We start from the raw sequence: 25,384 nt of genomic DNA on the forward strand, positions 1-25,384 counted from the left end.
CCGTATGATATACTCTGTTCAATTGGAAAGCCCCAAAAAAACATGTGAGACGCGTTAAGCAAAATGCATATCAGGACTTGCGGGACAAAACGGCGTTTTTATGAATAATCCAGGTTAGGGCATGCGCCGGAGCAGAAGCCGGAGAATATAGTCCCGGGGGACGCCGAGGAACCGTTTGCGCCAGGGACGGTCACAGGCGTTGCAGGGATGAAGGTCGTCGATGTCGCCGCGGACGGCTCTTTCCCGGAGTTCGACCATGGCCCCGCCGTTCCAGATGTCCATCAGGCTTTCGCGGCCGAAACGTCCCGGGGACAGGACGCCGTGGAAATCCTGGGTGCAGGGAAGCACGCGGCCGTCCCAGAAAATGATCAGGGAAGCCCAGAGGAATGTGCAGGGGGAATATCCGGCTTTTTTCGGCCGGGGGGAGATTTCGCCGGCCCAGTTGTGCATCTCCTTGACGCGGATGTGGTCGACCGGAAGGTCCTTGAACTTCTGCAAAAAAGCCTTTCGGCCGCCGGGGTTCTTTTCGGCGATTTCGGGAAAATCGATCAATTCCAGGATGGTATAGGGTTTCCGGGCTTGAAGGTCCTTTTTGAGTCGGAGAAACCCTTCGATTCGGGCCAGGGTTTTATCGAAATCGGCGTTGACCCGGATCTTTTCGTAGGCCTCCTTGTCGTACCCGTCGAATGAAAATGTCAGTTGGTCCAAACCGGATTCGAGCAGGGCGCGGGCTTTGTCCTCGTCGAGCAAAGTGGCGTTGGTGTGAAGTTTAGTCACGACTCCCGAGCCGGCCGCATAGCGGACCATGTCGAAAAACCCGGGATGAAGGAGGGATTCCCCCCTGTGGGTGAGATTGATCTCATGGACGGAGTCGCGCATTTCATCAATGAGGCCCTGGAACAGGGCGACGTCCATGAAACCCCGATCCGCCGGCTTGAGATCCTTGTTCGGGCACATGACGCACTTGAGATTGCAGTGGCTTGTGGGTTCGATCCACAGCCGGATGGGCGCGTAGTTCAGAACCGTCCGCCGCCGTTTGTAGGCGAGAAAAATGTCAACCAGCCGCCGGTAGTAGTCTGTTTTTGTCATGGCCCCGGTATTATACATCACGCCGAATTTTCCAGGGAAGAGGACAGGTGACGGTAGAGGGCCGCGAGGCGTTCCGGGGCGAGTTCTTCGGCTCGGGCCTTGGGTTCGAGAGACAGGCTTTCCCAAGCCGTAACGAGGGATGCGGCTCCCCATCCCGGCTCAAGATTTTTTCGAAGAATCTTGCGGCGTTGGGCGAAGGCGGACCTCAGAAAGTTCCGGAATCCCGGATCCCCGCCTTCCCGGAACAGGGGCTCGGCTCTCGGCCGAAGGGAGACGAAGGCCGAATCCACCTTGGGGGGCGGCCGGAAAGAACCGGGGCGGACGGCGAATTCCCGCCGGACGGCGAACACGTTTTGAAAAAGGATGGACAGCGGCGCATAGGCTTTCGTGCCGGGGCCGGCCCCCAGACGGTCGGCGACCTCCTTCTGAAGGAGAAAAAAACAGGCTTTGAAAGAGACTCTCGAATCGAGGATTTTGAAAAGAAGCGGGGTGGAGATGGAATAGGGAAGGTTGCCGGCGACGGTCAACGGGCCGGTGTTCAGTTCACGGATCAGACGGTCGAGGTCCATGTCGAGGATATCTCCCTCGATGACGGCGACGTTGGACGGGACGGATTCTTGCAACGCCGGAATCAGACGATGATCTTTTTCGATGGCGATCACCCGGCCGGCTCTTTCGGCCAGGGCCCGTGTCAGGGCGCCTTCCCCGGCGCCGATTTCCAGAACGGTTTCTTCCGGGCCCGGGGCGACGAGCGCGGCGATTTTGTTGAGAAGGGAGGGGTTGTCCAGAAAATGCTGGCCGAGAGCGTGCCGGCGCGATCGTTTCATTGTGTCCTTTATGACACAACCCCGCCGCCGGAACAAGAGGGCGGGCGCTTGCAATTTTCTTTCCGGCGCGGCTATGATGAAGACGATTCATGATACGACGAGCCATCATCAATGCCGACGACTTCGGTCTCTGCCGAGGGGTCAACGAAGGCATCATCGAGGCCCACGATTCCGGGATTCTCAGCAGCGCCTCGCTGATGGTCAATATGCCCGGATTCGATCATGCGGTCGAACTGGCCCGCGGCCGGCCGAAACTGGGCGTGGGCGTTCACCTCAATATCATCCGCGGTGTTCCGGTCGCCCCGCCCGGCCGCGTGGCCGGGCTTCTCTGCGCCTCCGGCTCATTCACGGGAAGTCCTTATACGGTATTAAAAAGGCTCATGTCCGGAGAGCTGTGTCGGGCCGAAATCGAAAGGGAATTCCGGGCCCAGGTCGAAAAAGTCCTGGCCTCGGGAATCGTCCCCGACCATCTCGACAGTGAAAAACATGTCCACGCCCTGTTTCCCGTTTTTCCCGCGGCGGTGAAAATCGCCGCGGAATACGGCATCCGGGGCATCCGCATTGTTGAGGAGATTTGCCTGGCCGGCGGGCCGGTTCCGGCCCTCAAGGCCCTGGCGTTATCCGCCGCCGCTCCGGTTTTGCGACGGCGCCTGCGGGCTCATGGTATAATGGCCGCCGCGCGTTTCCGGGGCCTCTGTGTCAGCGGTTGCATGACACGCCGGCGCCTCGAAGCCGTTCTCGAACGGTTGGAAGGCGTCTGCGAAATCATGGTCCATCCGGGACGCATGACGCCGGAGCTCCTTGCGCTCGACAGGATGACGGGATGCGCCTATGTCCGCAATCATCGGAGGCTCGAACTGGAGGCGCTCCTGGATGAAGGTCCGAAGAGAATCCTGAAGCGCCGAGGCATTGCGCTGACGACCTATGGAGAGCTCTGAGAACTCGGAGTCGACGCGGTGGAGATACGGCTTGAGGAGGCGGGACGATGACCGATCCTTTCCGGGGAAGCATCCATAAGGAGCTTGCGGACGGTAAAAAATCCCTGTCCGCAAAATACGGCACCCTCGTCGTCGGCCGCAAAGGCCTGCTCGCTCTCTTGAAATATGAAATCATCACCGGTTTGTTTTCCGGTTTTCCCGGCGCCCTCGGGTTCTTTCTCAGAAAGATCTTTTTTCCGTGTCTTCTCGGAGAAACCGGCCGCGGCGTGGTTTTCGGCCGGGGCATCACCCTGCGGCACCCCCATAAAATCCGCATCGGAGCCCGGACCGTCATCGATGACCAGGTCGTTCTGGACGCCAAAGGCGAAGCCAATGAGGGGATTGTTGTGGGCGAGGACTGTTACATCGGACGGGGAACCATTCTGAGTTGCAAGGAAGGCTCCATTCATCTCGGGGATTTTTGCAACATTTCGGCCCATTGCACGTTGCTTTCGGAAACGGTGATCCGCCTCGGCCGGTATTGTTTTCTGGCCGGCAACTGTTATCTGGTTGCGGGCGGCAACCACCGGTTTGACGATCTCGAAACCCCGATCATGTTTCAGCCCTCCGTGGGCAAGGGGGGGATCGGGATCGAAGACGATGTCTGGCTGGGCGCCGGGGTCATGGTTCTGGACGGAGCGAACATCGGCCGCGGAACCGTCGTCGGCGCCGGTTCCGTGGTGACGGCGTCGCTTCCGGAATTCTCCTTCGCCCGCGGCGCACGGATGCTGAAGATCCAGAGCCGCCGGGACATCCAGTAAAAACCCGCGGTAGCCTCCAACGGCTTGTTCCGGAGCCGTGCGTGAAAACCCCCTGATTTCTTTTTTCGCCTTAATCGGGCGTTTTCACCCTTTGGGCGTGCCGATCTCACTATTCCAACTGCGTTGCAGCCCCCTCGACGTAGCCGGAATGATGAGATCGACTCGCCCGAAAGGGAAAGACCTGATCTGTTCACGAGTCGAGGCGGTCGTAGATGCAAGGCGCGCAGGGTGAAGCTGTACTCTTCGGTACTGCGAACCCTGTGCAACGCAGCAGATGCGGCCGGATCGGCTCGCCCGGAGGGCAAAAGTGCTGGATTACAAACAAAGAACCTTAACAAGCATTTTTGTGAAGAGATCAGGCTAGGAGGTGTTTTTTTCTGAGGCTTGTATGACGACGGAACTGGCAATATTCCCCGCCATGTTCGTTGCCGTCCGGCACATGTCGAGCAGCCGCTCCACCCCCATGATCAGGCTGATGCCCTCGAGAGGGATGCCGATTTGCTTGAGGACCATGACCAGCATGATGATGCCGGCGGCCGGCACGCCCGCCGTGCCGATGGAGGCCAGCGTGGCCATCAGCACAATCGTCAACTGGTCGCCGAGACTAAGATTGAGGCCGTAGATCTGGGCGATGAAAATGGCCGAGACGCCCTGATAGAGGGCCGTGCCGTCCATGTTGATCGTGGTGCCGAGGGGAATGACGAAGCTCGAGTACTGGCGTTTGACTCCGATCTTTTCGGCGCTCTGCATCCCGACCGGGAGGGCGGCGCTCGAACTCGAGGTGCTGAAGGCGATCAGCATGGCGTCCTTGGCGGCGCGGAAAAAGGTCAGGGGATTCATGCGGCCGAGAAAACGCACGGCCAAGCCGTTGACGACAAAGGCGTGAATAGCCAGGCCGGCGATCGTGACCAGGGAATAATTGAGAAGCGCGACGAGAACTTTGAGACCGAATTGCCCGACGACGGAGGCGATCAAAGCCAGAACGCCGTAAGGGGCGATCTTCATGGCGATGTGAACGATCTGGATGACGGCGTCGTTGACGCTGTCGAGCAGCGCCGTGACCTGTTCGGATTTGGCCTTGGGAATCAGAGTCAGGGCGATGCCGAAGAGCAGAGCCATAAAGATGACCTGGAGCATGTTCCCTTCTGTCAGGGCCTTGATCGGATTGGTGGGAACGATATCGATCAGAATTTCAACGGTCGAGGGCCGTTCTTCGAGACGGCTGAGCCCGGCTTCGGCCGACGCGGCATAGCTCTCCTGGAGTTCGGTTTTTACCGAATCGTCAAGAGCCGTTCCCGGTTTCAAAAGGTTGCCCAGGCCGAGCCCCAATGAGATGGCGATAATGGTGGTAACTGTAAAATAGGCGAAGGTTTTGACGCCGATGCGGCCGACTTTCTTGATATCGCCGAGGCTGGCCGTGCCCAGCGTCAGGGAGACGAAGACGAGGGGCACGACGATCATCGTGATCAAGCGGATGAAAACCGTTCCGATCGGGCGGATGACGGCGGCCTTCTCGCCGAAAACGAGACCGACGACGACGCCCAGAGCGAGGCCGATCAGGATCTTGGTGTAAAGCGGCAGTCGTTTCATCGATGCTCCGTCCGCAAGACCGGCTTCAGCGTCCCGAGGCCGACCCCGCCGACGCGTTGCGGACGCTTATCGTATCGGGATGATCGACCGATGTCAACCTGCGCCCGCGGGCCGAATTCCCCAAGAATCGGGTTCATGTCCGGCGCGGTCTGACGGCAAGGGAGAGAACGCGTTCCAGCCGGCTTTTATAGGCTTCGAACGTGTATTCCTTCTCGGCCAAAGCCAGGGCGGCCCGGGCCCGGGCCGCCGCTTCCGGGTTCGACAGCGCGAAGCTCAGTCCTTCGGCAAAGGCTTCGGGTGTCGGATCGGCCAGAACGGCGATCCGGTCGTCGAGAACCTGAGTGTGGGTCCACAAACGCGTGGCCACCAGAGGCTTTCCCGACTTCAGAAAAGAGTAGATTTTAAGCGGCGTGTTGGTTCCCGAATCGCGCGGAGAAACCAGGACATCGGCCGCAGCGACGAAGAGGGGGACACGGTCGGGCGGCACCCTGTCATAAAAAACGGCCCGTCGTCCGAGTTCGAGTTCCCCGGCTTTTTTTTCCATGGCCGTCCTGTCGGGGCCGCTTCCTCCGACCAGAACGAAGACGGCGGGTTCGCGAACCCGGGCGGCGGCCTCGAGAAGGAGGGAAATTCCCTGGTAGGGACCGAAATTTCCCGCATAGAGAACGATCTTTTCGCCGCTCGGAGCCGCATCCCGCCGCAGGTTTTCGATGTCCCCGGCGCTGAATCCCTCGCAGGGAAAATCGAGAACGTTTTCGATGAGGACGGTTTTTTCCCCATGTCCCAGGCTTTTCACAAGATTTTCGAGGTCCGGGCAGATGACGATGACGGCCTGGGCCCTTTTCAGAACCAGGGATTCCAAATAGGAGAAGAGGCCTTTCAGAATGGGCGACCTTGTAAACGCAAAATTTTCCAGCTGTTGCGGAAGACTCGAATGCATGTCATAGACATGGGGAAGGCGCCGGAAGGCCGCGAGCAGGACCCCGATAAAGGATCCCTCCTCGTGGGTGAAGATCAGATCGTATTTTTTCCTCAGCAAGGCCGACGCCGCCTTGAACAGCAGAAGGGCGTCCAGGGGAATTTTCGCAAAAGAAGGCCCGATCTTGATTTTCTTGAGAAACAGGATGTTGGGAACCCGGTGGATTTTCAATCCGGGCATCACCACGTCTTCCCCGAGGGGATAGGTGACGAGATCGACGCTGTGGCCCTGGGACGTGAGAGCCTGATTTCGAAAATACACGCTGATCGGAGTCCCCCGCGGCTGGAAGAACGGCTCGGGAGCGATCATGAGGATCTTCATGGCCGCGGACGTCAGGACTTTTCCCCGGAATCCGGGCCGATGATGTCTTTGATGTGGTACGTTTTTTTATGGGACGATTCGTGATAGGTCCGGATCATGATCTCGGCCAGAAGGCCCAGGGTGATGAATTGAAAACCGATGACGATGAGCAGCACTGCCAGGAGAAGGAGCGGCCGGTCACCGAGGCCTTTATTGAGGAAGAGCCGCTCGTAAGACATGAACACGGCCAGGCCTGCGCCCAGAAACCCGGCCAGAAAACCGAGAAGACCGAAAATCTGCAGCGGGCGGGTTGAGTAACTCTGAAGAAACTTGACGGTCATAAGGTCCAGGAGAACGCGCGGGGCCCGGAAAATGGTGTATTTGGAGCGGCCGCGGCGGCGCGGGCGGTGGTTGACGGGAATTTCGGCCAGAACGATGCCCAGGCTCGAGGCGATGGCGGGAATGAAGCGGTGCATCTCGCCGTAGAGACTGAGATTCTTGACGACTTCGCGGCGGAAGGCCTTGAGGGTGCATCCGTAGTCGTGCAGCTTGACCCCGGTGATCCGGGAGATCAGCCGGTTGGCGAGCATGGAGGGAATGCGGCGGGTCAGCCAACGGTCCTTGCGGTTTTGTCTCCAGCCGCTGACGACGTCGAACCCGGCTTCGATTTTTTCCAGAAGACGCGCAAAATCGGCCGGGTCGTTCTGAAGATCCGCGTCCATGGTGATGATGATCTCGCCCCGGGCGTGCTCAAATCCGGCCGATATCGCGGCGGTCTGGCCGAAATTCTTCCGGAAGCGGATGACACGCATCCGGGGATCGGAGGCGCTGATATCCTTGAGGACGGCGAAAGACGAGTCGGTGCTTCCGTCGTCGATGAATAAAAATTCGAAGCGTCTGTTGATGCTTCGGCAGGCCTCGGAGATTTCCCGGTGCAGGTCGGACAGGTTTTCCGCCTCGTTATAAATGGGGACGACGACGGAAACGTCGGGTTGCTCGTGTTTTTCCATGACAGGCACCCCATCATACTTGACTTTTTGTGTTTGTTCAATATAATTCCTGCGTCCGCAGCTTGGGGGCCGCGGATGTTTTTTTAAAAGAAAACGCTGAAGGCGACGACGATTGCGCTGGACCAGAAGAGATATTCTCAAAGCCGGAGGCTTCGGTCTGGCCGCCGCAGGGTTTTGTCCGCGTTTTTTAGCCGGAAACTCCTCCCAGCCGCCGTCATCTCCTCTTCGCGATTACCTTTTCGACACATCCTATCCGTTCCCGTATGACGAGACCGTCTTTGAAAGCGCCGAAAGGGTTTACAATGTCAGGAAAGCGTCCGGCGGCGCCTGCCGGGCGAATCTTCATCTCATCCTCAAGGAGGGTTGCCGCCTTGATATCCGGATACCCGTCAGCGACCGAGCTGAAGGCCTGGCGGCGCCGATGCGCCTTCATGCGTTTACCGGAGTTGAAGGGACGCTCGACGTCGAATTGACGGGATATGAAAGCCGCCGGCTTCACTACCAGGTTCAATATCGTGAGGGAACGGGTCCCTGGAAAGCGCTCGCGCCCAAGGCTTTCAAACTGCCGAACGTCGACCTGGACCGGGGCGACGAAATCTCCATCATCCTCATTGGCGACGATCACACCTTCGACGACGCCGACTACGAAGTTCCTCCGGAGGAGATGCCGGCCAAACTCGGCGGCGACTATGTCGTGTCCTTTTTAAAGGGCTTGAGAATGAACCCCGATTGGTTCGGAAAGCCGCCTCTGAACAGCCTTCGAAACGGATTCACGCTGGCGCAGATGCAGAGGTACATTCTGGCTTATGAAGATCCGGATTTCATCATCAACCTGGGTGACACCACAGGGCTCGGGGCTCGCCATAAATGGCCGGGGTTCAACCTCCCCAAGCAAAATCTGACGGCCGCGGATTATGACGCTTTGGCCCGCACATTCTGGTTGAGGATGAGAAAGATCTTCTCGGGAGTGACGTCGTGTGTGCCGTTTCACTTGTGTTTCGGGAATCATGACGGAGAGACGTCCTGGAATGCCACGCGCCATAAATCCAGGGAATGGCGCAAACGCCTTTTTCCCATGCCCGACGACGGCACTTACGGCGAGGGAGGGCACCGCGACGGAAATTATTATGCTTTTTCCTGGGGGGGCGATTCTGAAAACAGGGGTGGCGCGCGTTTTGCCATTCTCGATATCTGCGCTTTCGGCGGAACCCGCGCGCCCCGCAAGCCGGAGGAATGGACTCTGGGAGAAGAACAGAAGGCCTGGTTTAAAAAAGTCCTGGCCATGGGGAAGAAGGACTGGACTTTCGCCTGTTTTCATCATGTTCTGGGCGGCTGGCCGGCCGGACCCGATGAGTTGAGCTACGAGCTGGCTTATGGAAGAGGCCCGCTGTTCGAGACGAACGATTATGAAGGCCTTTCCGATCCCGCACTGACGGAACAAGTCGAGCTGACGGAGACGGCCCGCAAGCACGGCCTGAGCGCCTTTCTCTACGGGCACGACCATATCAGCTATCACCACAGGCTGGACAGGAGAATCGGATACAAGGATTGTGCCGGAGTCTGTGCGGGTTCTCCGAAATACATGGGTGAAGTCGGCTGGTGGCAAATGCCGTTTTGGAGCCGGTTCTACGGTTCACGTGCGCTCCCGACTCCCGATTTCTGGGGACCCCCGGGAGTTGTGCGAATGACCATCCGGCGGGATGAGGTTCGCTTCGATACCCTGGTGACCGGAAAAACGGTGCATTCCAACATTCCCTGGGAAAGCCGGGTCGGGATGATCCTCAGCAGCTCCGTTCTTCCGAATATGCCGCCGGTGCTGTCCGTTCAGTCCTCCGACATCTCACTTGAAAGTGTGGAAGGCGATGCCGTGCCTGCTTCCGGGATCCTGGAAATCCGAAATGCCGGAGGGATGGGGCTGAAGTGGACGGCCCGTTCCGCGGCGGCCTGGCTGGCTTTGACACCCCGGGAAGGGAAGGTGTGGGAGGAACCCGAAAAGGTTGTCCTTGCGGCCGACGTTTCGAAGCTGGATGAGGGGAATTATGCAACCCGGATCACTGTCGAAAGTCCGGGAACACAGGGAAGCCCGAGCGACATTCTCGTCGCGCTCAAGGTTCTTCCGCCTCCGATTTTCGCCCCGCTCGATTTTTCCGCGAAACTCCAATCCAGAGAGATCCTGGATCTCCATCGAGACGTGATTGTTTTCACTTGGGCGCCCGATCCCCGGAACAGGCGCATCGCCGGATACAAACTGAGCTTTCTTGAAGAGTCGGGCCGGCGCACTCTTCTGGCTACGATCGGCTCTCAAACCGACCGACATATCCTGCGGTTCGTTCCGCCGGGTTTCCGCGCCTATCCCTTTTCCCTGGCCTCCTTCGATGCCAAAGGGAGGGAGGGGCCGGCGGCTCTGACATCCATCAGGACGTGAATCGTTCCGCCGCGCGAAATGACTGAAAGTATTGAAAATCAAGGCCTCAGAAGGCTTCCGGCCGGGTCCCGGCGTGTTTGACATCCGGGGGGGATTCCATTAAAATCTGCTGACCGACAATGACCGAAAAAAAGATATTGATTGTGGACTATGACGCCAGAAGTCTCGAGGCCCTGGCCGAAATGTTGAGTTCCTCCCGGCTGACCATCATCCGGGCAGCGGACGGGCAGGAGGCCTACGATCTTTTCCTTTCCGAGAATCCGGATTGCGTTGTTTTGGAAGCCATTCTTCCCAAAATCCACGGTTTCGATCTGACCCGGAGGATCCATCAGGAGTCGAACGGCCGGGTTCCGGTGATCATCGTCACGGGACTCTACAGGGGCCCTCAGTACCGGCATGAAGCCCTGTCTTGTCTCGGCGCGGCGGATTATTTCGAAAAGCCCGTTGATCCCGGGAAATTCCGGGCCGCGATTCAGAAATTGTTGCGGGACGACGAGGATATCGACGAAGACCTTCCGAATGCCGACGACGTCATCGCCGGCCTGACCCGGAGGATCCATCCCCGTCCCGGAAAGAAGTCTTCCAAGAGCGAGGGGTCATGACCAGCCTGTGGACGCGATGCAACAATTGCCAGAGAATTCTTTTCAAGCAGGATATTCTCGACAACCTGTCGGTTTGTCCGGCCTGCAACTTTCATTTCCGGATCGCGGCCGATGAACGCCTGAAAATGCTGTTCGACGACGGCCGATTCGATGTTCTGGATGAAAACATCCGCCCCGTCGACGCCCTGGAGTTTGAAGACACCCGGCCGTATGCCGAGCGGCTCGAGCAGAGCCGCGAAAAGACCGGAATGGCCGACGCCATCGTTTCGGCCAGGGGTTTTCTCGACGGGATTCCGGTTTATATCCTGGCCATGGAATTCGCCTTTCTCGGCGGCAGCATGGGGTCGGTGGTCGGAGAGAAAATCGCCCGGGCCTGCGAGAAAGCCGTGCAGGATCTGAGTCCGGTCATCATCATTTCCTGCTCCGGCGGCGCCCGGATGCAGGAAGGCATGTTGTCGCTGATGCAGATGATCAAGACCAGCGCCGCGGTCGCCCGGCTCGGCGCGGCCGGCCTGCCTTTTATTTCCATCCTCAGCGATCCGACGACAGGCGGGACGACGGCCAGCTTCGCCATGCTGGGCGACATCAACATCGCGGAGCCCCAGGCCCTCATCGGCTTCGCCGGTCCCCGCGTCATCGAACAGACCATCAAAGAGAAGCTTCCCAAGGGATTCCAGAGATCCGAGTTTCTCCTCGAGCACGGCATGCTCGACGACGTCGTCGAGCGCAAGCACCTGCGGAATTACCTGGTCCGCGCCCTGCGCCTGTTTCTCAACCGCCCCCAATGACCCCTTCCCGGTGCCGGTCTTATCTGGACGGGTTGGAACGCTTCGGCGTCAAACTCGGTCTGGACAACATCCGCCGTCTCTGCGCGGAGCTGGGCGATCCCCAACTCGGATTCCCCGCCGTTCTTGTGGCCGGGACAAACGGCAAGGGCTCGGTCTGCGCCATGCTCTCCCGGAGCCTGACCCTGGCGGGTTACAAGACGGGTCTCTATACGTCACCTCACTTGGTTCGTCCGGAAGAGAGAATCCGTCTCGACGGCGCCATGATCCCGGAGTCCCGGTTTTGCCGGACTCTGGAGAGGATCCGGGACGCAGTCGAAAATCTCCAGCGGTCCGGCGGAGAGTCCGTCCAACCGACCTATTTCGAAGTCCTGACAGCTTTGGCGTTTCAGTATTTTTCCCGGGAACGGGCGGATATCGCCGTCCTCGAAGTCGGCCTGGGAGGGCGCCTCGACGCAACGAACATCGTCGATCCCGTGGTTTCCGTGATCACGACCATATCCCGGGATCATGAGCGCCAACTGGGCCGCACCCTCGGCGGCATCGCCTTCGAAAAAGCCGGAATTCTCCGCCCCGGAATTCCCATCGTCTGCGGACCGGACCGCGGAGAAGCCTTCCGGACCATCAGGCGCCGTGCCCGCGAATTGAAGGCGCCCTTCGTCCCGGTCTTCGAAGCGGGCTCGCGTCTTGAAGAAACCGTCCGGCTCCGGGACGGCCGGAGGATCTTCCTTTTCGAGCGCGACGGCGTCCGGCGCAGGCTGGCCCCTTCCCTTCCCGGGAGTCATCAGGGGAGGAATGCCGCCGTGACGGCGGTTTGTGCGGAGGTCCTCGACTCGACCTGGAAACCCGTTCCACAGCGGGCCGTATCCGCGGGCATCCGGACGGCCTCTTGGGAAGCCCGCCTGGAAATCCTCTCGAGCCGGCCCCCGATTCTTCTCGACGGTGCGCATAATGTCGAAGGAGCCGTAGCGCTGCGCGACCACATCCGACAGGCCGTCGGAAGGAAAGTCATTCTGCTTTTTGCGGTCATGAAGGACAAGGACGTCGCCGGAATGGTCCGGCGGCTCTTTCCCGAGGCCGAGGCCGTCATTCTGACCCGGGTGCCGCAGGAGCGTGCCGCCGATCCGGAAGACATCGCGTCCCGGGTTGGAAAAACCAAAGCCCGAATCCTGTTCGAGCCGGACCCGGCGGCCGCCTGCCGCCTGGCCCGGCGGCTCTCGGCCGGGCGGATTCCCATCGTGGCGGCCGGATCGCTTTTTTTGGCCGGTGAAATCAAGCGGCTCGGTTGTTTTTCCGAGGATCATCATGACGGATCGCATCGCCGCTGAACCGGGTTCCGGGGAGACCCGGGATGCTTTTTTTCACGGCCGGATCCGCATCATTCAGAAAAAGAAGGGCTACCGGTTTTCCGTGGACGCGGTTCTTCTGGCCGATTTTGTCGAGATCCGGCCGGGCGATGTTTGCCTCGAATTGGGAACGGGAAACGGCATCGTATCCCTGCTGCTCAGCATCAAGCCTTTCGGCCGCGTGACGGGCCTGGAGATCCAGACGGATCTGGCTGCTCTGGCCCGGCGCAACGTCCTTATCAACGGTCTTGAGGACAGGATCGAGATCCTGTCGGCCGATCTCAGAGATTTCCGTCCGCCCGCCGGTTTCGATGTCGTCTTTTCCAATCCGCCGTATTTCCGAAGGCGGGGCGGCGTGCTCAGCCCCTGCCCGGAAAAGTCCATTGCGAAACATGAGATTGCCTGCGACATATCTGATATAATGCGCAAGACTCGGGAGTGCCTGAAGGCCGACGGAAGAGCGTATTTCATCTATCCGGATCAACGGAGAAAGGATTTCATGCAGGCTGTGGAATACCGGGGATTGGCCGTCCGCAATATCCGCGACGTCCTGGCCCGCAAGGATGCGCCACCGAAGCTGTTTCTGGCCGCCTGCGGTCCGGGGGTGGAGAGGCCGGAGATCCTTCCCCCGCTTGTTCTTTTCGGGGCCGACGGAAAATACACGGCCGAAGCCGAGGCCGTATTTTCAGGGAGAATCGCATTTTGAACATCATTCACAACATTCGGGATCTCTGGAAGTGCCGGGTTCTGATCCAAAACCTCGTCGTTCGGGAACTCAAAGCCCGCTACCGGGGAACGGTGCTCGGATTTTTCTGGTCGTTTTTCAATCCCCTTCTGCTCATGATCGTCTACACGATCGTCTTTGGATTCATCATCGGCCCGAGGGATCCGGCCTTCGGGAACAGCCCCATTCTCTATGCGCTGTTCCTTTTCTGCGGCGTTCTGCCCTGGACCTGGTTCTCTTCATCGGCCATCGAATCGGCCAATGTGCTGATGATTCAGGGCAACCTGATCAAGAAAGTCCTTTTTCCCGCCGAAATCCTGCCGATCGTCGTCGTCACGTCGAATTTCATTCATTTTCTTTTCGGGTTGCCGATTCTGCTTGCGGCCAAGGGTTTGATCGTTCTCCTCATCCCCGGCGCCCGCCCGTTCACCTGGCATGTCCTTCTGATTCCTCTGGTCATGATCGTCCAGTTCGTCTTCTCTCTGGGCTTCGCTTTCCTGCTTTCGGCGCTGACCGTTCATTTCCGCGACATCAAGGACATCCTGTCCAACCTTCTGACGTTCTGGTTTTTCTCGACACCCATCGTTTATCCCCTGACCTTTCAATCGATCCAGAAATCGTCGTTTCTGAGGACGTTTCTGAGCCTGAACCCGATGACGCACATCATCGGGGGATACCAGAGCAGCCTTTTCTACGGCGAGATTCTCCGGTGGGCCGGCCTGGGCCTGACCCTGCTGGCCGGTCTCGTCTTTCTCTATTTCGGTTATCTCATTTTCGACAGATTGCGCGATTCGTTTCCCGAGGAGGTCTAGGTGAGCGCCATCGTCATCGACAACGTTTCCCGAATCTACCAGAAATACTCGGCGCGCCACCGGTTTCAGACCTTCAAAAGCGCCCTTCTCCGCGGGGATATCTTCCGGACGCTCAAGTCGGCCGAACTGGTCTCGGCCCTTGAAGACGTGAGTTTCACCGTGGACAAGGGGCGGACGTTCGGCGTCATCGGCGAGAACGGTTCGGGAAAAAGCACCCTGCTCAAAATCGTGTCCGGAATCACCAAGCCGACCTCGGGCCGGATCGCCGTCAACGGCAAGGTCTCGGCCCTCATCGAACTCGGTGCCGGATTTCATCCCGAAATCAGCGGCCGGGAGAATGTCTTCATCAACGGCATCATGCTCGGTCTTTCGAAAAAGGAGATTCATCGGAAATTCGACCAGATCGTCGGCTTCGCTGAACTCGAGGAATTCATCGACGCCCCGGTCAAGACCTATTCCTCAGGCATGTACATGAGGCTGGGTTTTTCCGTGGCCATCAACGTCAACCCCGACATCCTGCTCATCGACGAAGTCCTGGCCGTCGGCGACGCCTCGTTCGTTCCCAAATGCCTCGACAAGATCGACGATTTCCGCCGTCGCGGAAAAACCATTCTTTTCGTCAGCCACGACCTGGCCACGGTCGAAAAGATCTGCGACCGCGTCGTCTGGCTCAAGAACGGCCGCATCATGACCATCGGGGAGCCCAAACGCATCGTGGACGCCTATCTCCAGGATGTGACCGACAAACAGGAAAAATCCTTCGAGAAGAAACGCCAGGAACGCGAGACGGAAACCGCGGCGGGGGCCGAAACCTGGGACGAAGGGCGCCGGGAGAATCGCTGGGGCATGCGGGAGGTCGAAATCAAAAAGGTCGTCCTGCGCAATGCCGAGGGGCGGGAGAAGCATGTTTTCTCACCGGACGAAGGCCTGACCATCGACATCGAAGTCGAGGCCTATTCCCGGATCGAGGATTTCGTTTTCGGCATCGGTGTCTTCAATTCCAAGGGCATCGCCGTCTATGGAACGAATACCCACCTCGAGGATTTCGCGCCCGTTCTGATCAAGGGCCCGGGACGGGTCTCCTGCCGTATCGATGCCCTCAACCTCATCAACGGCACGTATTATCTCGATGTCGCCGTTCACAAAAGGGACGGCTATCCCTACGACTATCATCAGAACATGTACTCATTTCTGGTGTCGTCCACGGCCAGGGACAACGGGGTTGCCCGCCTGCCCCATGTCTGGGAGTTTTCCCAGGGCATCGCCGTCAAGCCGCCTCAGCGATGAAACCCGGGGACAACATGAAACGCGATTTTGGGAAAGACAATATTTCCCCTGATGAGAAGAGACGAATGATGGTGAAGTTCAAGAAACTCATTCGCCGGACGGAGGTCGCCGCATTCCGGGATGGGGTGAAAAGAGAGGGGCGGACGGTGGTTTTCACGAACGGCTGTTTCGACCTTCTTCATGCCGGGCATATCCGTCTTTTTCGGGAAGCCCGGAAGCTCGGCGACGTTCTCGTCGTCGGGGTGAACGCTGACGCATCGGTGCGGCGCTTGAAAGGCCCGAACAGGCCCGTTTTCCCTCTCCGGGAAAGGCTTGAAGTCCTGGCGGCCCTTACGGATATCGGCGGCTTGATCTCTTTCGGCGAGGACACCCCGCTGCAACTCATCAGGCGCCTCCGGCCCGATGTCCTGGTCAAGGGCGGCGACTGGAGGCCGGAAGAGGTCGTCGGCCGGGCCGAGGTCGAGGCCGCGGGCGGGCGGCTCGTCATCGTGCCCTATCTGGAAGGGCGGTCCAGTTCCTCGATCATCGACCGCGTGCTTGAGTCGGCGTCCTGAATCGCCGCTCAGCTCTGCGCGGCCCTCACGGCCTGCTCGGTTTTTTCATCCCAAATTTTAATCAGATAGTCTTTTTGTCTCTCAAAACTCAGGGTCTGTTCCTCGATCAGGCTTTCCGCCTCCTCCGAAGTCATGTCCTTGGTCCGGAGGACGAAATGAGCCACGCGGGCGTAGTAGAGAGGCGTGACGAGCTCGATGATCTTGAACCGGTTCCGGGGCCAGGCATGGAAGGTCGCGGCCAGTTCATAGAGGATCCGGACCCAGGTGTCGGTCACAAGCTGAAAGTCGGCCGGACCGGATTCGGCGGCTCTTTGGATTTCCGCATAGCTTTCAGGGCTGAAGAGATCCTTCCACAGGGAGGAGAATTGTCCGTAGCCGACCTTGAAACGATCGATGAGATCTTCGAGATTCACGGAAATCGGCTCCGGCTCGATATGGTTCCGGTGTCCGAACGTTTCGACCGGCTCGCTGCCCCGAACCTTTTTCCAGTACGGCTCGAACGTCTCCATGAGCGAGAAGAGAATCCAGACGACCTGGCGGAACATGGGGCCGAGATGCTCGCCCGGATCCTTGGCGTCGTGGATCTTGACGCCGAGATTGGACTGGCAGATCTTGAACCCCTGGGTGATGGCCGTCGTCGTCATCCAGATGTCGATGCCGAAGCGGGCCACATCCGTATCCCAGACGTCCTGGGCCGTGTAGACCTCGGCGACCTTGCGGGAAAAGGCGAAGTCGCCGCCGATGGGCTGGCGGATGCGCTTGCCGTAGAGGGCCCGGGTCAGGCTGTAGACGATGTTGTTGGTGATCGTTCCGTCGTACTTGTGCCGGAGATAAATGGGGGCGACGAAATGATAATCTTTCTTAAGGACGGGGTCGATCAGGAAGTGAACCCAATCCGAGGTGATGCTCCGGAGATCGGCGTCGACCACCGCGCAGGCTCTGACATTGAGTTTCTGGGCGGCCTCGAAGACCGAACGCAGAGCCGTGCCTTTGCCGCCGGGACCCCGATAGATGGACACGACTTTTTCCTGCCAGGGTTTGATTTCGAATTCCCGGGCCGCCTCCCGTGTGTCGTCGGTTGATCCGCCGTCGGCGACGAAGATCACGGATTTGAGATCGCGGTAATATTTGTCCAGTCCGTGGGTCAGCATCTGGATGACGTGAGCAATCGTTTTGTCGTTATTGAAGCATGGGATTCCGACGAGAATGTCGGCATCCCGGATCTCCTCGATTCTTTTCGCCGTGTAACCCCGTAAAGCCGTGAAATATGTCAAATGAAACTCCTTTCCGCGATTTGGGACTTTCTATTTTTTTATCATGCCGGGAACGGGGGAGTCAAATTCCGTCACCGGTTTGACAGACGGAAATCCGGTCCTCTATACTAAGTTCAAAGGAGGGCCTTATCCGTGAATTCTCCGGGACTTGTTGTCTTCTCGGATCTGGACGGGACTCTGCTCGACCATGCGACATACGGCTTTGATGCGGCCCGTCCCGCCCTCGAGGCGCTGGCCGCCCTTCGTGTGCCGCTTGTTTTCTGCTCCAGCAAGACGCGGGCGGAAATCGAAGCCTTGCGCGGGGCGTTCGGCAACCACGATCCCTTCGTTTCCGAAAACGGCAGCGGCATTTTCATCCCCAGGGGATATTTCCCGTTCCGGATTCCGGAGGCGCGGGATCTTGCGGGTTACTCCGTGGTCGAACTCGGGACCCGCTATGAGATATTGCGGGCTGCTTTTCAGAGGATGAGGACGGAAGGCAACATTCCGATGCGGGGTTTCGGAGATATGAACACGGATGAAATCGCCCGGCTCTGCGGGTATTCCAAGGAGCAGGCGGAGCCGGCCCGGCGGAGGGAATACGACGAACCCTTCATTCTGAACGATCCGGCCGGGGAAGATACGGTCCGCCGGATGGCCGCCGAAGCGGGCCTTCGCATCGACCGCGGGGGGCGGTTTTTTCATCTGACGGGACCGAGCGACAAAGGCCGCGCCGTTCGGATGCTCATCGAATGGTTTGTCCGGGACCGGGGGCCGACGACGACCGTCGGAATCGGCGACAGCCTCAACGATCTGCCGATGCTGCGGGTCGTCGATGTGCCGGTTCTCGTCGCCCGGCCGGGCGGGGTTCACGATCCCGCCGTGCAATTCGACGGCCTTGTCTTGGAAAAGGGCGTCGGGCCCGAAGGCTGGCGGGCGGCCGTTCTCGAAATTCTGTCCCGCCGCCCATAAAATGAAAAATGCCGGACCGTCCGGCAGGAGGGGGATCATGGCGGATTTTCATCACACCGGAGTCATCACGACGTTTCACCGCTTCGGGGCGACGGACATGGCCCGCATGGAGAAAGAGCTGGAAGAATTCGGCCGGAGCCGGCCCATAGCTCTTGTCTTGCCCATGATCCCCGCCGAATTCCAGTCGCCGGCGATCGGACGGATCGTCGATCACCTCAAGACGGTGACGTACATTAACGAGATCGTCATCCCCCTGGGTCGAACACCGGACGCGGAGACATTCGAAAAGACCAAGGCATTTTTCTCCGTTCTCCCGCAGCGCCATCGGATCCTTTGGGCCACGGGTCCCGGGATTTCCGACCTCTACAGACTGCTTTCCGAAAGTGAACTGTCGGCCGGTGACGACGGCAAGGGGCGCTCGGCCTGGATCTCATACGGTTACATTCTCTCGCGCGGCGAAAGCAAGGTCATCGCCCTCCACGATTGCGACATCGTCAATTATTCGCCGGAAATCCTGGGCCGCCTGTGTTATCCGGTCGTCTCGCCTCACATCGACTATGCCTTCTGCAAGGGATTCTATGCCCGTGTGACCGACCGGATGCACGGCCGGGTCACGCGGCTGTTCGTCACGCCCGTCCTCCGGAGCCTGATGAAGATTTTCGGTTCCCTGCCGCTTCTTGCCTACCTGGACAGTTTTCGCTATCCCCTGGCCGGAGAGTTCGCCATGATCGCGGAACTGGCCCGGATCAACCGCATCCCCGGCGACTGGGGGCTCGAGGTCGAAACGCTGTGCGAGGTTCAGCGCAATTATTCGCCGCGGCGCATCTGTCAGGCCGAGATCTGCGAGACCTATGAACACAAGCACCAGCCGCTTTCGGCCGAGAACCCGAAAACAGGGTTGATGAAGATGTCCATCGACATCGCCAAGTCCCTGTTCCGCAACCTGGCCGTCGAAGGCGCCGTCCTCAGCGATTCGGTTCTGCACACCCTGATCATCAACTATCAACGGACGGCCAAGGACGCCATCAAGCGGTACAGCGACGATTCGGCCATCAACGGGCTGATCTTCGACAGCCATCAGGAAGCGGTCATGGTCGAAGCCTTCACGCGGGCGCTCCAGATCGCCGGCCGGGAATTCCTGGATGACCCGCTGTACTCGCCGCTCATCCCGAGCTGGAGCCGGGTGACCTCGGCCATCCCCGATTTCCTGGAGCGGCTCCATACCGTCGTCGAACGCGAAAACGCCTGACCCGCGTACAACCCCGGCGGCTTGACAAATGGTTCGGGAATGCGTAATGTGAGTGAGGGTTCACTACGATGGACAGCACAATATTTTTCAGCGGCGAAGACACCAGAAAAAGCGAGATCGTCGCGACCTGCCTCCGCATCGTCGATCAGAGCGGGCTCAAGGGGCTGACAGTGGCCCGCATCGCCCGCGAGGTCGGCTTCGTGGAGTCGGCCCTCTATCGGCATTTTCGTTCGAAGAGAGACATTCTGGCCCTGATTCTGGATGAAACCCTGAAAGTCGCCGAAAATCAGTTCCGGGAAGTCGGCAAGAAAGCCGGCGGCGGCGATCAGGAGCTCCGGCTCATGCTGGATCTCCACCTGGATTTTCTGGAACTCTATCCCGGAATCTTCCGGATCGTCTACTCGGATGAAATCCACATGGGAGAACCCGAACTGCTCGACAAGCTGGGCGCTCTGACGGAGTTTCTGACGGCCTCCCTGGAAAAGATCTTTCGCCGGGGGATGAGGGACGGGCATTTCCGGCGCAATCTCGATCCGGCCCTGGCGGCCATCCACTTTATGGGGATCATCCAGGTCGCCTTCTCCTTCTGGACCATCAAGAAACGCGGTCCCTCACTTCGGGATATCGGACGGGGGCTCATGGCGCAACTGATGGCCGGGATAGCCGTTCCGACCCCGTTTTAGATCAAAGTCATCATAAGGAAGAACATGAAACCTGCTCCCGTATCAAAAGAAAAGAGAGTGAAGGCTCACTTCGAAGACAGCCGCGCCATGGTCGCCCTCACGGACGGCATTCTGAAGCACCGCCGTTTGATCGTCGCTCTCATCATCGCCGTGACCCTCGCCGCTCTCATTCCGCTTCGACATCTTCAGTTCCGCAACATCGTCACGGAATGGCTGCCCCAAGACGACGACGTCATGAGTCTGTTCCTCGATACGGGCCACACGTTCGGGATGAACGAACTCGTTCTGGTCACCTTGAAGGCCGCATCCGGAGAGACATTTTCCTATGAGATCCTGGAAGCGCTCAGAAACGCCCAGGAGGAACTGGCCCTGAAACCCGAGGTCTTTTTCGCGACGTCCATTGTCAACGCTCCCGACATCTCCCGGGATGAGGACGGCCTCAGGGTTTCGGATTTTCTTCGCGACATCCCCCGGGACGGCGCCGTTCTCGAAGCCGTAAAAAAGGATGCGTTATCGCGGGAAAACTTCACCGACACGTTCATTTCACGCGACGGCGAGTGGCTGTCCCTGACCGTATTTCTCCGCAACGGCCAGGACTCGAATCGGATCTTCGCCGGAATCATCCGGCCGGTTCTGGAAAAGCATTTGGGCGGGCTGGCCGAACTCCATTATTCCGGCGAACCGGCGACGACCTATTACATGGACGCGTTCATCAAGAGCGACATCTTCCGTCTCGTTCCCATGGTCGTTCTGATTGTCCTTCTGACTCTTTTCGTCGGTTTCGGAAGCCTGCGGGGTGTCCTTTTTCCGTCGATCACCGTCTGGTTTTCGACGGTCTGGGTCTTCGGTCTCATGGGGCTTCTCGGCATTCCCCTCAAAATGATCACGCCCGCTCTTCCCGTTCTTCTGATCGCGCTCGGTTCGGCCTACGGCATTCATATCGTCAATGTCCTGTCGCTTTCTCCGGGCGGGACGGGTCACACGTCCGCGGCGGTCGCCGCCTCTCTCCGCCGGGTCATTGTTCCCGTCATGATGGCGAGTCTGACCACGATGATCGGATTCACCTCGTTTCTGACGGCCCGGCTCAAGCTGGTCATGGAATTCGGCGCACTCGCCGCGCTCGGAATCCTGTTTGCCGCCATCGTTGCCGTGCTCTTCATTCCCGCCGCGACCGGTCTTCTTCCGCCGCCCCGAATCCGAACCGGAGCAAGGTCTCGAACGCTCTCCTTCCGTTTCCTCGGGCCGATCGCGTCCTTCGTCATCCGGAGAAGGAGAGTCGTCCTCCTTGCGGCGGGAGTCGTATTCGTCGCGTTCCTTCTCGGCATCCCCCGGATTTCCCGGGAAGTCGATTTCTCGCGGTATTTTCCCGCCGACAGCACGCCGCGCCGGGCCACCGCCGTCGTCGAAGAGCATTTTGACGGAGCCTTTCCTCTGACGATCTATTTTCAGGGCGAAAACGTCCGCTCGGCCGATACGTTACGACTTGTCCGTCGCGCCGTTCACTTTTTGGCCGGACTCGATCATACAGGCATGCCCCTGGGCGTTCCCGACGTTCTCCAGGAAATGAACCACATGCTCAACGACCGCTTTGTCCTCCCCGCGACGGACGGGGGTGCGGCCAATCTCTGGTTCTTTCTCGAGGGCCGCGACGAGCTCAGCCAGATGATCACCGACGATCTGCGGGAAGCTCTGGTGTTCACCAAGGTTTCGACATTGAGAATGCCCGTTCAAAAGGATCTCGAAGCCCGTGTCGAGGCCTTTCTCAACGGAGAAAAAGCCCGGAACTATGCCGCCTTCGATCTTCGGGGTTTGGATCCGGCGACCGTCACCGTGCTGCGAAAACATGAGGCGCGGGCCGTTTTGGAGGAGATCGACTGGCTTCACCGGCGTTACGCCCGGAACGCTCCTTTCGATGCCACGGAGGCGGAAAGGGGTCTTGCGGACGCGATCGAAGGCCGTGCGGGATATGACGACTCTGCGGTCCAGGACATGGTCCGCGAGGAATTCGCCGCCGTCGTTCTGTCTCCCAATTTCGACTTCGCCGTCGATCCCGCCCCGGCCCGCCGAGTCTTCGAGGAACTCCTGTCTTCCGTCGCCGGCGGCCGCGCCGGCGAAGAAGATCTGGCCGCCGTCCTGAAACACACAATCCCGGAGGCGAGGGATGACGAGGATCTGGCTTCGGACGTGGCTTTCGGCCTGGCCCTGCGTGTCGAAGAAAGCCTGCAAAAAGCCTTCTCCGAAACCGCGTTTTCCGCCCTTCGGGATCTCTTCGCGCCCGCGGCTCGAGGCAACCCCGACTTCGAAAAAAAAGTCCGGGGACTTCTCCTGGATGTCGCCGACGATCTGGCCGTTTTTCCGGCCGCCTGGGCCGAAGACATGATGGAATCGGGACAACCGGTGGTTTTTTCCCGGGTCGCGCAGAGCGGGCTGACGGCGGCTTTTTCGCGACTCGACCGCTTTCTTTTCTCCTCGCAGATCCAGTCTCTTCTCCTGGCTCTCGGCATGACCTTTCTGCTCATGATCGCCCTGCGGCGTTCGCTTCTTCTCGGAACGTTGTCCATCCTTCCTACTCTTTTCACGCTCGGCGTGATCTACGGATTTCTCGGATTTTCCGGCATCCCCCTCGACTATTCGACGATGATGATCGCCGGGGTTTCCATCGGCGTCGGGATCGATTACACGATCCATTTCGTTCACGGCGTCCTGGCCGCAACGGAACGCGGGGACGATCTCGAGGACGCCGTCCGAAAAACCATCATGGAGAAAGGCCGGGCCATCCTTGTGAACTCGTCCGCGGTCGTTCTGGGATTCGCCGTTCTCCAGTTTTCTTCCATGAGCCCGCTCCGCCATTTCGGCGGACTGATGGCGGGGTCCATGGTTCTGGCCGCTCTGGCGGCCTTGTCCATTCTGCCGGCTTCGATTCTGGTCTGCCGGCCGAAAAAAACCCAAGGAGGTTCATCATGAGATCTTCACATGCCGTTTTCGTGATTTCCGCCGTCCTGTTCCTGGCCGCCGCGGCCCCGGCCCAGACGGCCGAGGAGATTCTGACCGCTGTTGAAAAAAAGACGAGCGGCGACGAGGCGCCCCGGGACATGGAGTCGACTCTGCGCATGACTCTTGTCGGAACCCGGGGAGATTCCAAAGTCCGGGAGCTTCGGGCCTGGTCCAAAAACAACGAGTCGGGCGACGACTGGAGGATCATGAAATTCCTGTCACCGGCCGACATGCGGGATATCGGTCTCCTGGTTCTGGCCGAGGACAGAATGTACCTCTATCTTCCGGAATTCCGCCGGGTCCGCCGGATTGCTTCGCACAATAAAAAGGACAATTTCATGGGATCGGATTTTTCCTATGACGATCTGGGCACCTCGGTGTATTCCGCCCATTACACGCCCCGTCTGGCCGGTGAGGAGGACGGAGCCTGGATTCTGGAACTCGAGCGAAAACCGGAGTCGGACAAGCCCTACAAAACCGTGCGCCTGCGCGTGCTCAAGGACTCCGGACTCCCCGATCGCATGGAGATGGCCGACGATTCCGGGGCGCCCTGGAAAGTCGCCGAACAGGAGATCGGAAAGGCCGGCGCCTACCGGATCCCCGTGAAGATCGTCATGAGAGACTTGAAAGCCAAGTCGCACACCGTGCTGGAAATGACGGATATCCGGGTCGATCAGAATCTTGACGAGGAGATCTTCAGCGAGAGATTTTTAAAAAGGAGCGTTCGATGAAACGGAGAAGCCTGGCAACATTCGTTGCGGTCCTGATCCTGACCGGGGGTTCGGCATGGGCGGACGGACCCCGCATTTCCGGGCGAATCAAGCTGTTTTCCTCCGTTTTTCTGGCCGAACACCCGGACGGCCGATATTTTTCCCATGACGCCGGGGAGTTCGGGCTGAAAAGGCTGGAAACGCGGCTGTCCCTTACGGGGAGTGCCGGCGACAAGGTTTCCTATGCCGTCCGTTTGGAGGCCTTCGCCGGCGCGGAGCCGATGTTTGGCGGCCGCATTTTTCCGGAATCCGGCCCGCTGGGAACTCCGGTGCGGACGGAGCCGTTCGAGCTTGCGCTCTATGAGGGATATATCCGCGTCACAGGATTTCTTCTGAAGAATCTCGATCTGACCTTGGGGAAACAACGGATCGCCTGGGGAACGGCCGACAAAATCAGCGTCGTCGACAATCTCAATCCTGTCGATTTCGCCAATTTCCTGACCTTCGATCCCGACTATTTCGGGGAGAGACGGCCCCAAACCGCCTTGAATCTCGAATTCCACCCCGGACGGTCGACCCGTCTTCAGTTCGTTTGGCTCCTGTCGAGGCAGATTGCCCCTCTGCCGTATGGATTCACGAATCTGCTCGCGCAGGGCCTTAATCCGTCAGCCGGGTTTATCATCAAGAAGGACCGCGCTCTTCTCAAAAACACGAATTGGGCGGTGAGGCTGTCCACTCATCTTTTCGGAGTGGATGCCGGACTCAGCTTCTATCGCGGAAATTTCGACCTGCCCACCATCTTCGGAAGCGCGGCCCTGCGTGAGGACGGGCTGACATTGGGACCGGACCTCTATTACCGTCATCCTTTAAAGCAGGTCTTCGGTCTTGATCTTGCCGGGGAGCTGTCATCGGTCGGCTGGTGGGCCGAGGCGGCCTGGGTCCGGCCGGAATATTTCAAGGGATTCGTCCAGATTCCGTACTGGATCCTTCCCAAACCCAGGGTTGAATGGCATCATTTTCGGCTTTTTGAAAAAGGATTCCCGCGTTTCGTCGCAGGGGCCGACTATACGTTTGGTATCGGAAACGGCCTCTATCTCAATCTCCAATACGCCCATGGTCTTTTCGACGAGATCGACGCCACCGCGGAGGCCGAGGCGATTTTCGGATTCCGCAAGGGCATGTTTTTCGGTGAACCGGGGGATTACCTGGTCGGCCGCCTGGAATATCCCCTTCTCGGCGGAGACCTGAAAATCGCTTTCAACGCGCTCGGCGAGTTTGCCGGAAAAAACGCCTCCGCCTTTCTGCTGACTCCGGGGTTGGAATGGCGGGTCTCGGACGCGGTGATCGTTCAGGCCGGTGCGGTGTTTGTCGCCGGGGACGAAATCGGAACCAAATTCGGACCCTTCAAAAAAGACCGGCTGGCCTTTGTGTCGGCGCGGCTCGATTTCTGATTCG

At 59.0% G+C, this 25,384-nt stretch carries 22 protein-coding genes; 16 read left to right on the forward strand and 6 right to left on the reverse strand.

Translation table 11 applies throughout. The features are described 5' to 3' along the window. Positions 1 to 114: 114 nt before the first annotated feature. Both SCM96_03680 and rsmA read right to left on the reverse strand, forming a co-directional pair. A complete protein-coding gene (locus SCM96_03680; GenBank protein MDW7759722.1) occupies positions 115 to 1,089 on the reverse strand; it encodes a radical SAM protein in 975 nt (324 codons plus the stop codon). A 17-nt stretch (positions 1,090 to 1,106) separates the two neighbouring features. Continuing rightward, positions 1,107 to 1,916 carry a 16S rRNA (adenine(1518)-N(6)/adenine(1519)-N(6))-dimethyltransferase RsmA gene (rsmA, locus tag SCM96_03685; GenBank protein ID MDW7759723.1) on the reverse strand — a complete coding sequence of 270 codons (810 nt, stop codon included), beginning with the start codon at positions 1,914 to 1,916 and terminating at the stop codon, positions 1,107 to 1,109. A gap of 89 nt (positions 1,917 to 2,005) precedes the next feature. On the opposite strand from rsmA, the gene SCM96_03690 reads away from it, so the two are divergent. After that, complete coding sequence (locus tag SCM96_03690) at positions 2,006 to 2,854, forward strand: ChbG/HpnK family deacetylase (protein ID MDW7759724.1); 849 nt, start codon at positions 2,006 to 2,008, stop codon at positions 2,852 to 2,854. A gap of 47 nt (positions 2,855 to 2,901) precedes the next feature. Continuing rightward, positions 2,902 to 3,654: an acyltransferase gene (locus tag SCM96_03695; GenBank protein ID MDW7759725.1), complete on the forward strand. Its 753-nt coding sequence runs from the start codon at positions 2,902 to 2,904 to the stop codon at positions 3,652 to 3,654. A 360-nt stretch (positions 3,655 to 4,014) separates the two neighbouring features. On the opposite strand, the gene SCM96_03700 is transcribed toward SCM96_03695, so the two are convergent. The 3 genes from SCM96_03700 to SCM96_03710 form a co-directional block, all read right to left on the reverse strand. Further along, positions 4,015 to 5,244, reverse strand: coding sequence for a dicarboxylate/amino acid:cation symporter (locus SCM96_03700; protein ID MDW7759726.1), 1,230 nt, complete (start codon positions 5,242 to 5,244; stop codon positions 4,015 to 4,017). Positions 5,245 to 5,377: 133 nt separating this feature from the next. Next, on the reverse strand, positions 5,378 to 6,532 hold the full coding sequence (locus SCM96_03705; GenBank protein MDW7759727.1) for a glycosyltransferase family 4 protein: 1,155 nt from the start codon (positions 6,530 to 6,532) through the stop codon (positions 5,378 to 5,380). Positions 6,533 to 6,555: 23 nt separating this feature from the next. After that, the gene (locus tag SCM96_03710) at positions 6,556 to 7,533 is read right to left on the reverse strand and encodes a glycosyltransferase family 2 protein (protein MDW7759728.1); all 978 of its coding nucleotides are present in this window, start codon (positions 7,531 to 7,533) and stop codon (positions 6,556 to 6,558) included. 112 nt (positions 7,534 to 7,645) lie between these two features. On the opposite strand from SCM96_03710, the gene SCM96_03715 reads away from it, so the two are divergent. The 8 genes from SCM96_03715 (at position 7,646) to rfaE2 (ending at position 16,068) form a co-directional block, all read left to right on the forward strand. Continuing rightward, complete coding sequence (locus SCM96_03715) at positions 7,646 to 9,958, forward strand: metallophosphoesterase (GenBank protein ID MDW7759729.1); 2,313 nt, start codon at positions 7,646 to 7,648, stop codon at positions 9,956 to 9,958. Positions 9,959 to 10,077: 119 nt separating this feature from the next. Next, the gene (locus SCM96_03720) at positions 10,078 to 10,560 is read left to right on the forward strand and encodes a response regulator (protein MDW7759730.1); all 483 of its coding nucleotides are present in this window, start codon (positions 10,078 to 10,080) and stop codon (positions 10,558 to 10,560) included. Further along, complete coding sequence (gene accD / locus SCM96_03725) at positions 10,557 to 11,348, forward strand: acetyl-CoA carboxylase, carboxyltransferase subunit beta (GenBank protein ID MDW7759731.1); 792 nt, start codon at positions 10,557 to 10,559, stop codon at positions 11,346 to 11,348. The genes SCM96_03720 and accD overlap by 4 nt, the downstream gene beginning before the upstream one ends. Next, positions 11,345 to 12,673 (forward strand): folylpolyglutamate synthase/dihydrofolate synthase family protein, encoded by a 1,329-nt coding sequence (locus SCM96_03730; GenBank protein ID MDW7759732.1) that lies wholly within the window; start codon positions 11,345 to 11,347, stop codon positions 12,671 to 12,673. Before accD ends, SCM96_03730 begins: the two co-directional genes overlap by 4 nt. Beyond that, entirely contained in the window at positions 12,651 to 13,397 is a 747-nt protein-coding gene (locus SCM96_03735) for a methyltransferase (protein MDW7759733.1), read from the forward strand. The genes SCM96_03730 and SCM96_03735 overlap by 23 nt, the downstream gene beginning before the upstream one ends. Next, a complete protein-coding gene (locus SCM96_03740) occupies positions 13,394 to 14,227 on the forward strand; it encodes an ABC transporter permease (protein MDW7759734.1) in 834 nt (277 codons plus the stop codon). The genes SCM96_03735 and SCM96_03740 overlap by 4 nt, the downstream gene beginning before the upstream one ends. Beyond that, a complete protein-coding gene (locus tag SCM96_03745; protein ID MDW7759735.1) occupies positions 14,228 to 15,514 on the forward strand; it encodes an ABC transporter ATP-binding protein in 1,287 nt (428 codons plus the stop codon). A 65-nt stretch (positions 15,515 to 15,579) separates the two neighbouring features. After that, on the forward strand, positions 15,580 to 16,068 hold the full coding sequence (gene rfaE2, locus SCM96_03750; protein MDW7759736.1) for a D-glycero-beta-D-manno-heptose 1-phosphate adenylyltransferase: 489 nt from the start codon (positions 15,580 to 15,582) through the stop codon (positions 16,066 to 16,068). A gap of 8 nt (positions 16,069 to 16,076) precedes the next feature. On the opposite strand, the gene SCM96_03755 is transcribed toward rfaE2, so the two are convergent. Then, positions 16,077 to 17,342 (reverse strand): glycosyltransferase, encoded by a 1,266-nt coding sequence (locus SCM96_03755; protein ID MDW7759737.1) that lies wholly within the window; start codon positions 17,340 to 17,342, stop codon positions 16,077 to 16,079. A gap of 132 nt (positions 17,343 to 17,474) precedes the next feature. Here SCM96_03755 and SCM96_03760 point away from each other — a divergent pair, with 132 nt between their 5' ends. The 6 genes from SCM96_03760 to SCM96_03785 all read left to right on the forward strand — a co-directional run bounded on the left by SCM96_03760 (position 17,475) and on the right by SCM96_03785 (position 25,380). Next, positions 17,475 to 18,293 (forward strand): HAD-IIB family hydrolase, encoded by an 819-nt coding sequence (locus SCM96_03760; protein ID MDW7759738.1) that lies wholly within the window; start codon positions 17,475 to 17,477, stop codon positions 18,291 to 18,293. Between the two features lie 37 nt (positions 18,294 to 18,330). Further along, positions 18,331 to 19,542, forward strand: a complete 1,212-nt coding sequence (locus tag SCM96_03765) for a glycosyl transferase (GenBank protein MDW7759739.1) — start codon at positions 18,331 to 18,333, stop codon at positions 19,540 to 19,542. Positions 19,543 to 19,610: 68 nt separating this feature from the next. Further along, positions 19,611 to 20,225, forward strand: coding sequence for a TetR/AcrR family transcriptional regulator (locus SCM96_03770; protein MDW7759740.1), 615 nt, complete (start codon positions 19,611 to 19,613; stop codon positions 20,223 to 20,225). 57 nt (positions 20,226 to 20,282) lie between these two features. After that, positions 20,283 to 23,189, forward strand: a complete 2,907-nt coding sequence (locus SCM96_03775; protein ID MDW7759741.1) for an MMPL family transporter — start codon at positions 20,283 to 20,285, stop codon at positions 23,187 to 23,189. Then, entirely contained in the window at positions 23,186 to 23,950 is a 765-nt protein-coding gene (locus tag SCM96_03780) for an outer membrane lipoprotein-sorting protein (protein ID MDW7759742.1), read from the forward strand. Before SCM96_03775 ends, SCM96_03780 begins: the two co-directional genes overlap by 4 nt. Continuing rightward, a complete protein-coding gene (locus SCM96_03785; protein MDW7759743.1) occupies positions 23,947 to 25,380 on the forward strand; it encodes a DUF1302 family protein in 1,434 nt (477 codons plus the stop codon). The genes SCM96_03780 and SCM96_03785 overlap by 4 nt, the downstream gene beginning before the upstream one ends. The last annotated feature ends 4 nt before the right edge of the window (positions 25,381 to 25,384 follow it).

This window comes from Acidobacteriota bacterium (genome assembly GCA_033549365.1).
GTDB lineage: Bacteria > Acidobacteriota > Aminicenantia > Aminicenantales > Saccharicenantaceae > JAWSUF01.

What these genes read in the sequence shown, in the direction of transcription:
- accD (MDW7759731.1), top strand. Translation starts at nt 10,557, where the DNA reads ATGACCAGCCTGTGGACGCGATGCAACAATTGCCAGAGAATTCTTTTC.
- SCM96_03695 (MDW7759725.1), top strand. Translation starts at nt 2,902, where the DNA reads ATGACCGATCCTTTCCGGGGAAGCATCCATAAGGAGCTTGCGGACGGT.
- SCM96_03690 (MDW7759724.1), top strand. Translation starts at nt 2,006, where the DNA reads ATGATACGACGAGCCATCATCAATGCCGACGACTTCGGTCTCTGCCGA.
- SCM96_03720 (MDW7759730.1), top strand. Translation starts at nt 10,078, where the DNA reads ATGACCGAAAAAAAGATATTGATTGTGGACTATGACGCCAGAAGTCTC.
- SCM96_03710 (MDW7759728.1), bottom strand. Translation starts at nt 7,533, where the DNA reads ATGGAAAAACACGAGCAACCCGACGTTTCCGTCGTCGTCCCCATTTAT.
- SCM96_03765 (MDW7759739.1), top strand. Translation starts at nt 18,331, where the DNA reads ATGGCGGATTTTCATCACACCGGAGTCATCACGACGTTTCACCGCTTC.
- rsmA (MDW7759723.1), bottom strand. Translation starts at nt 1,916, where the DNA reads ATGAAACGATCGCGCCGGCACGCTCTCGGCCAGCATTTTCTGGACAAC.
- SCM96_03735 (MDW7759733.1), top strand. Translation starts at nt 12,651, where the DNA reads ATGACGGATCGCATCGCCGCTGAACCGGGTTCCGGGGAGACCCGGGAT.
- SCM96_03705 (MDW7759727.1), bottom strand. Translation starts at nt 6,532, where the DNA reads ATGATCGCTCCCGAGCCGTTCTTCCAGCCGCGGGGGACTCCGATCAGC.
- SCM96_03730 (MDW7759732.1), top strand. Translation starts at nt 11,345, where the DNA reads ATGACCCCTTCCCGGTGCCGGTCTTATCTGGACGGGTTGGAACGCTTC.
- SCM96_03770 (MDW7759740.1), top strand. Translation starts at nt 19,611, where the DNA reads ATGGACAGCACAATATTTTTCAGCGGCGAAGACACCAGAAAAAGCGAG.
- SCM96_03785 (MDW7759743.1), top strand. Translation starts at nt 23,947, where the DNA reads ATGAAACGGAGAAGCCTGGCAACATTCGTTGCGGTCCTGATCCTGACC.
- SCM96_03680 (MDW7759722.1), bottom strand. Translation starts at nt 1,089, where the DNA reads ATGACAAAAACAGACTACTACCGGCGGCTGGTTGACATTTTTCTCGCC.
- SCM96_03780 (MDW7759742.1), top strand. Translation starts at nt 23,186, where the DNA reads ATGAGATCTTCACATGCCGTTTTCGTGATTTCCGCCGTCCTGTTCCTG.
- SCM96_03700 (MDW7759726.1), bottom strand. Translation starts at nt 5,244, where the DNA reads ATGAAACGACTGCCGCTTTACACCAAGATCCTGATCGGCCTCGCTCTG.
- rfaE2 (MDW7759736.1), top strand. Translation starts at nt 15,580, where the DNA reads ATGATGGTGAAGTTCAAGAAACTCATTCGCCGGACGGAGGTCGCCGCA.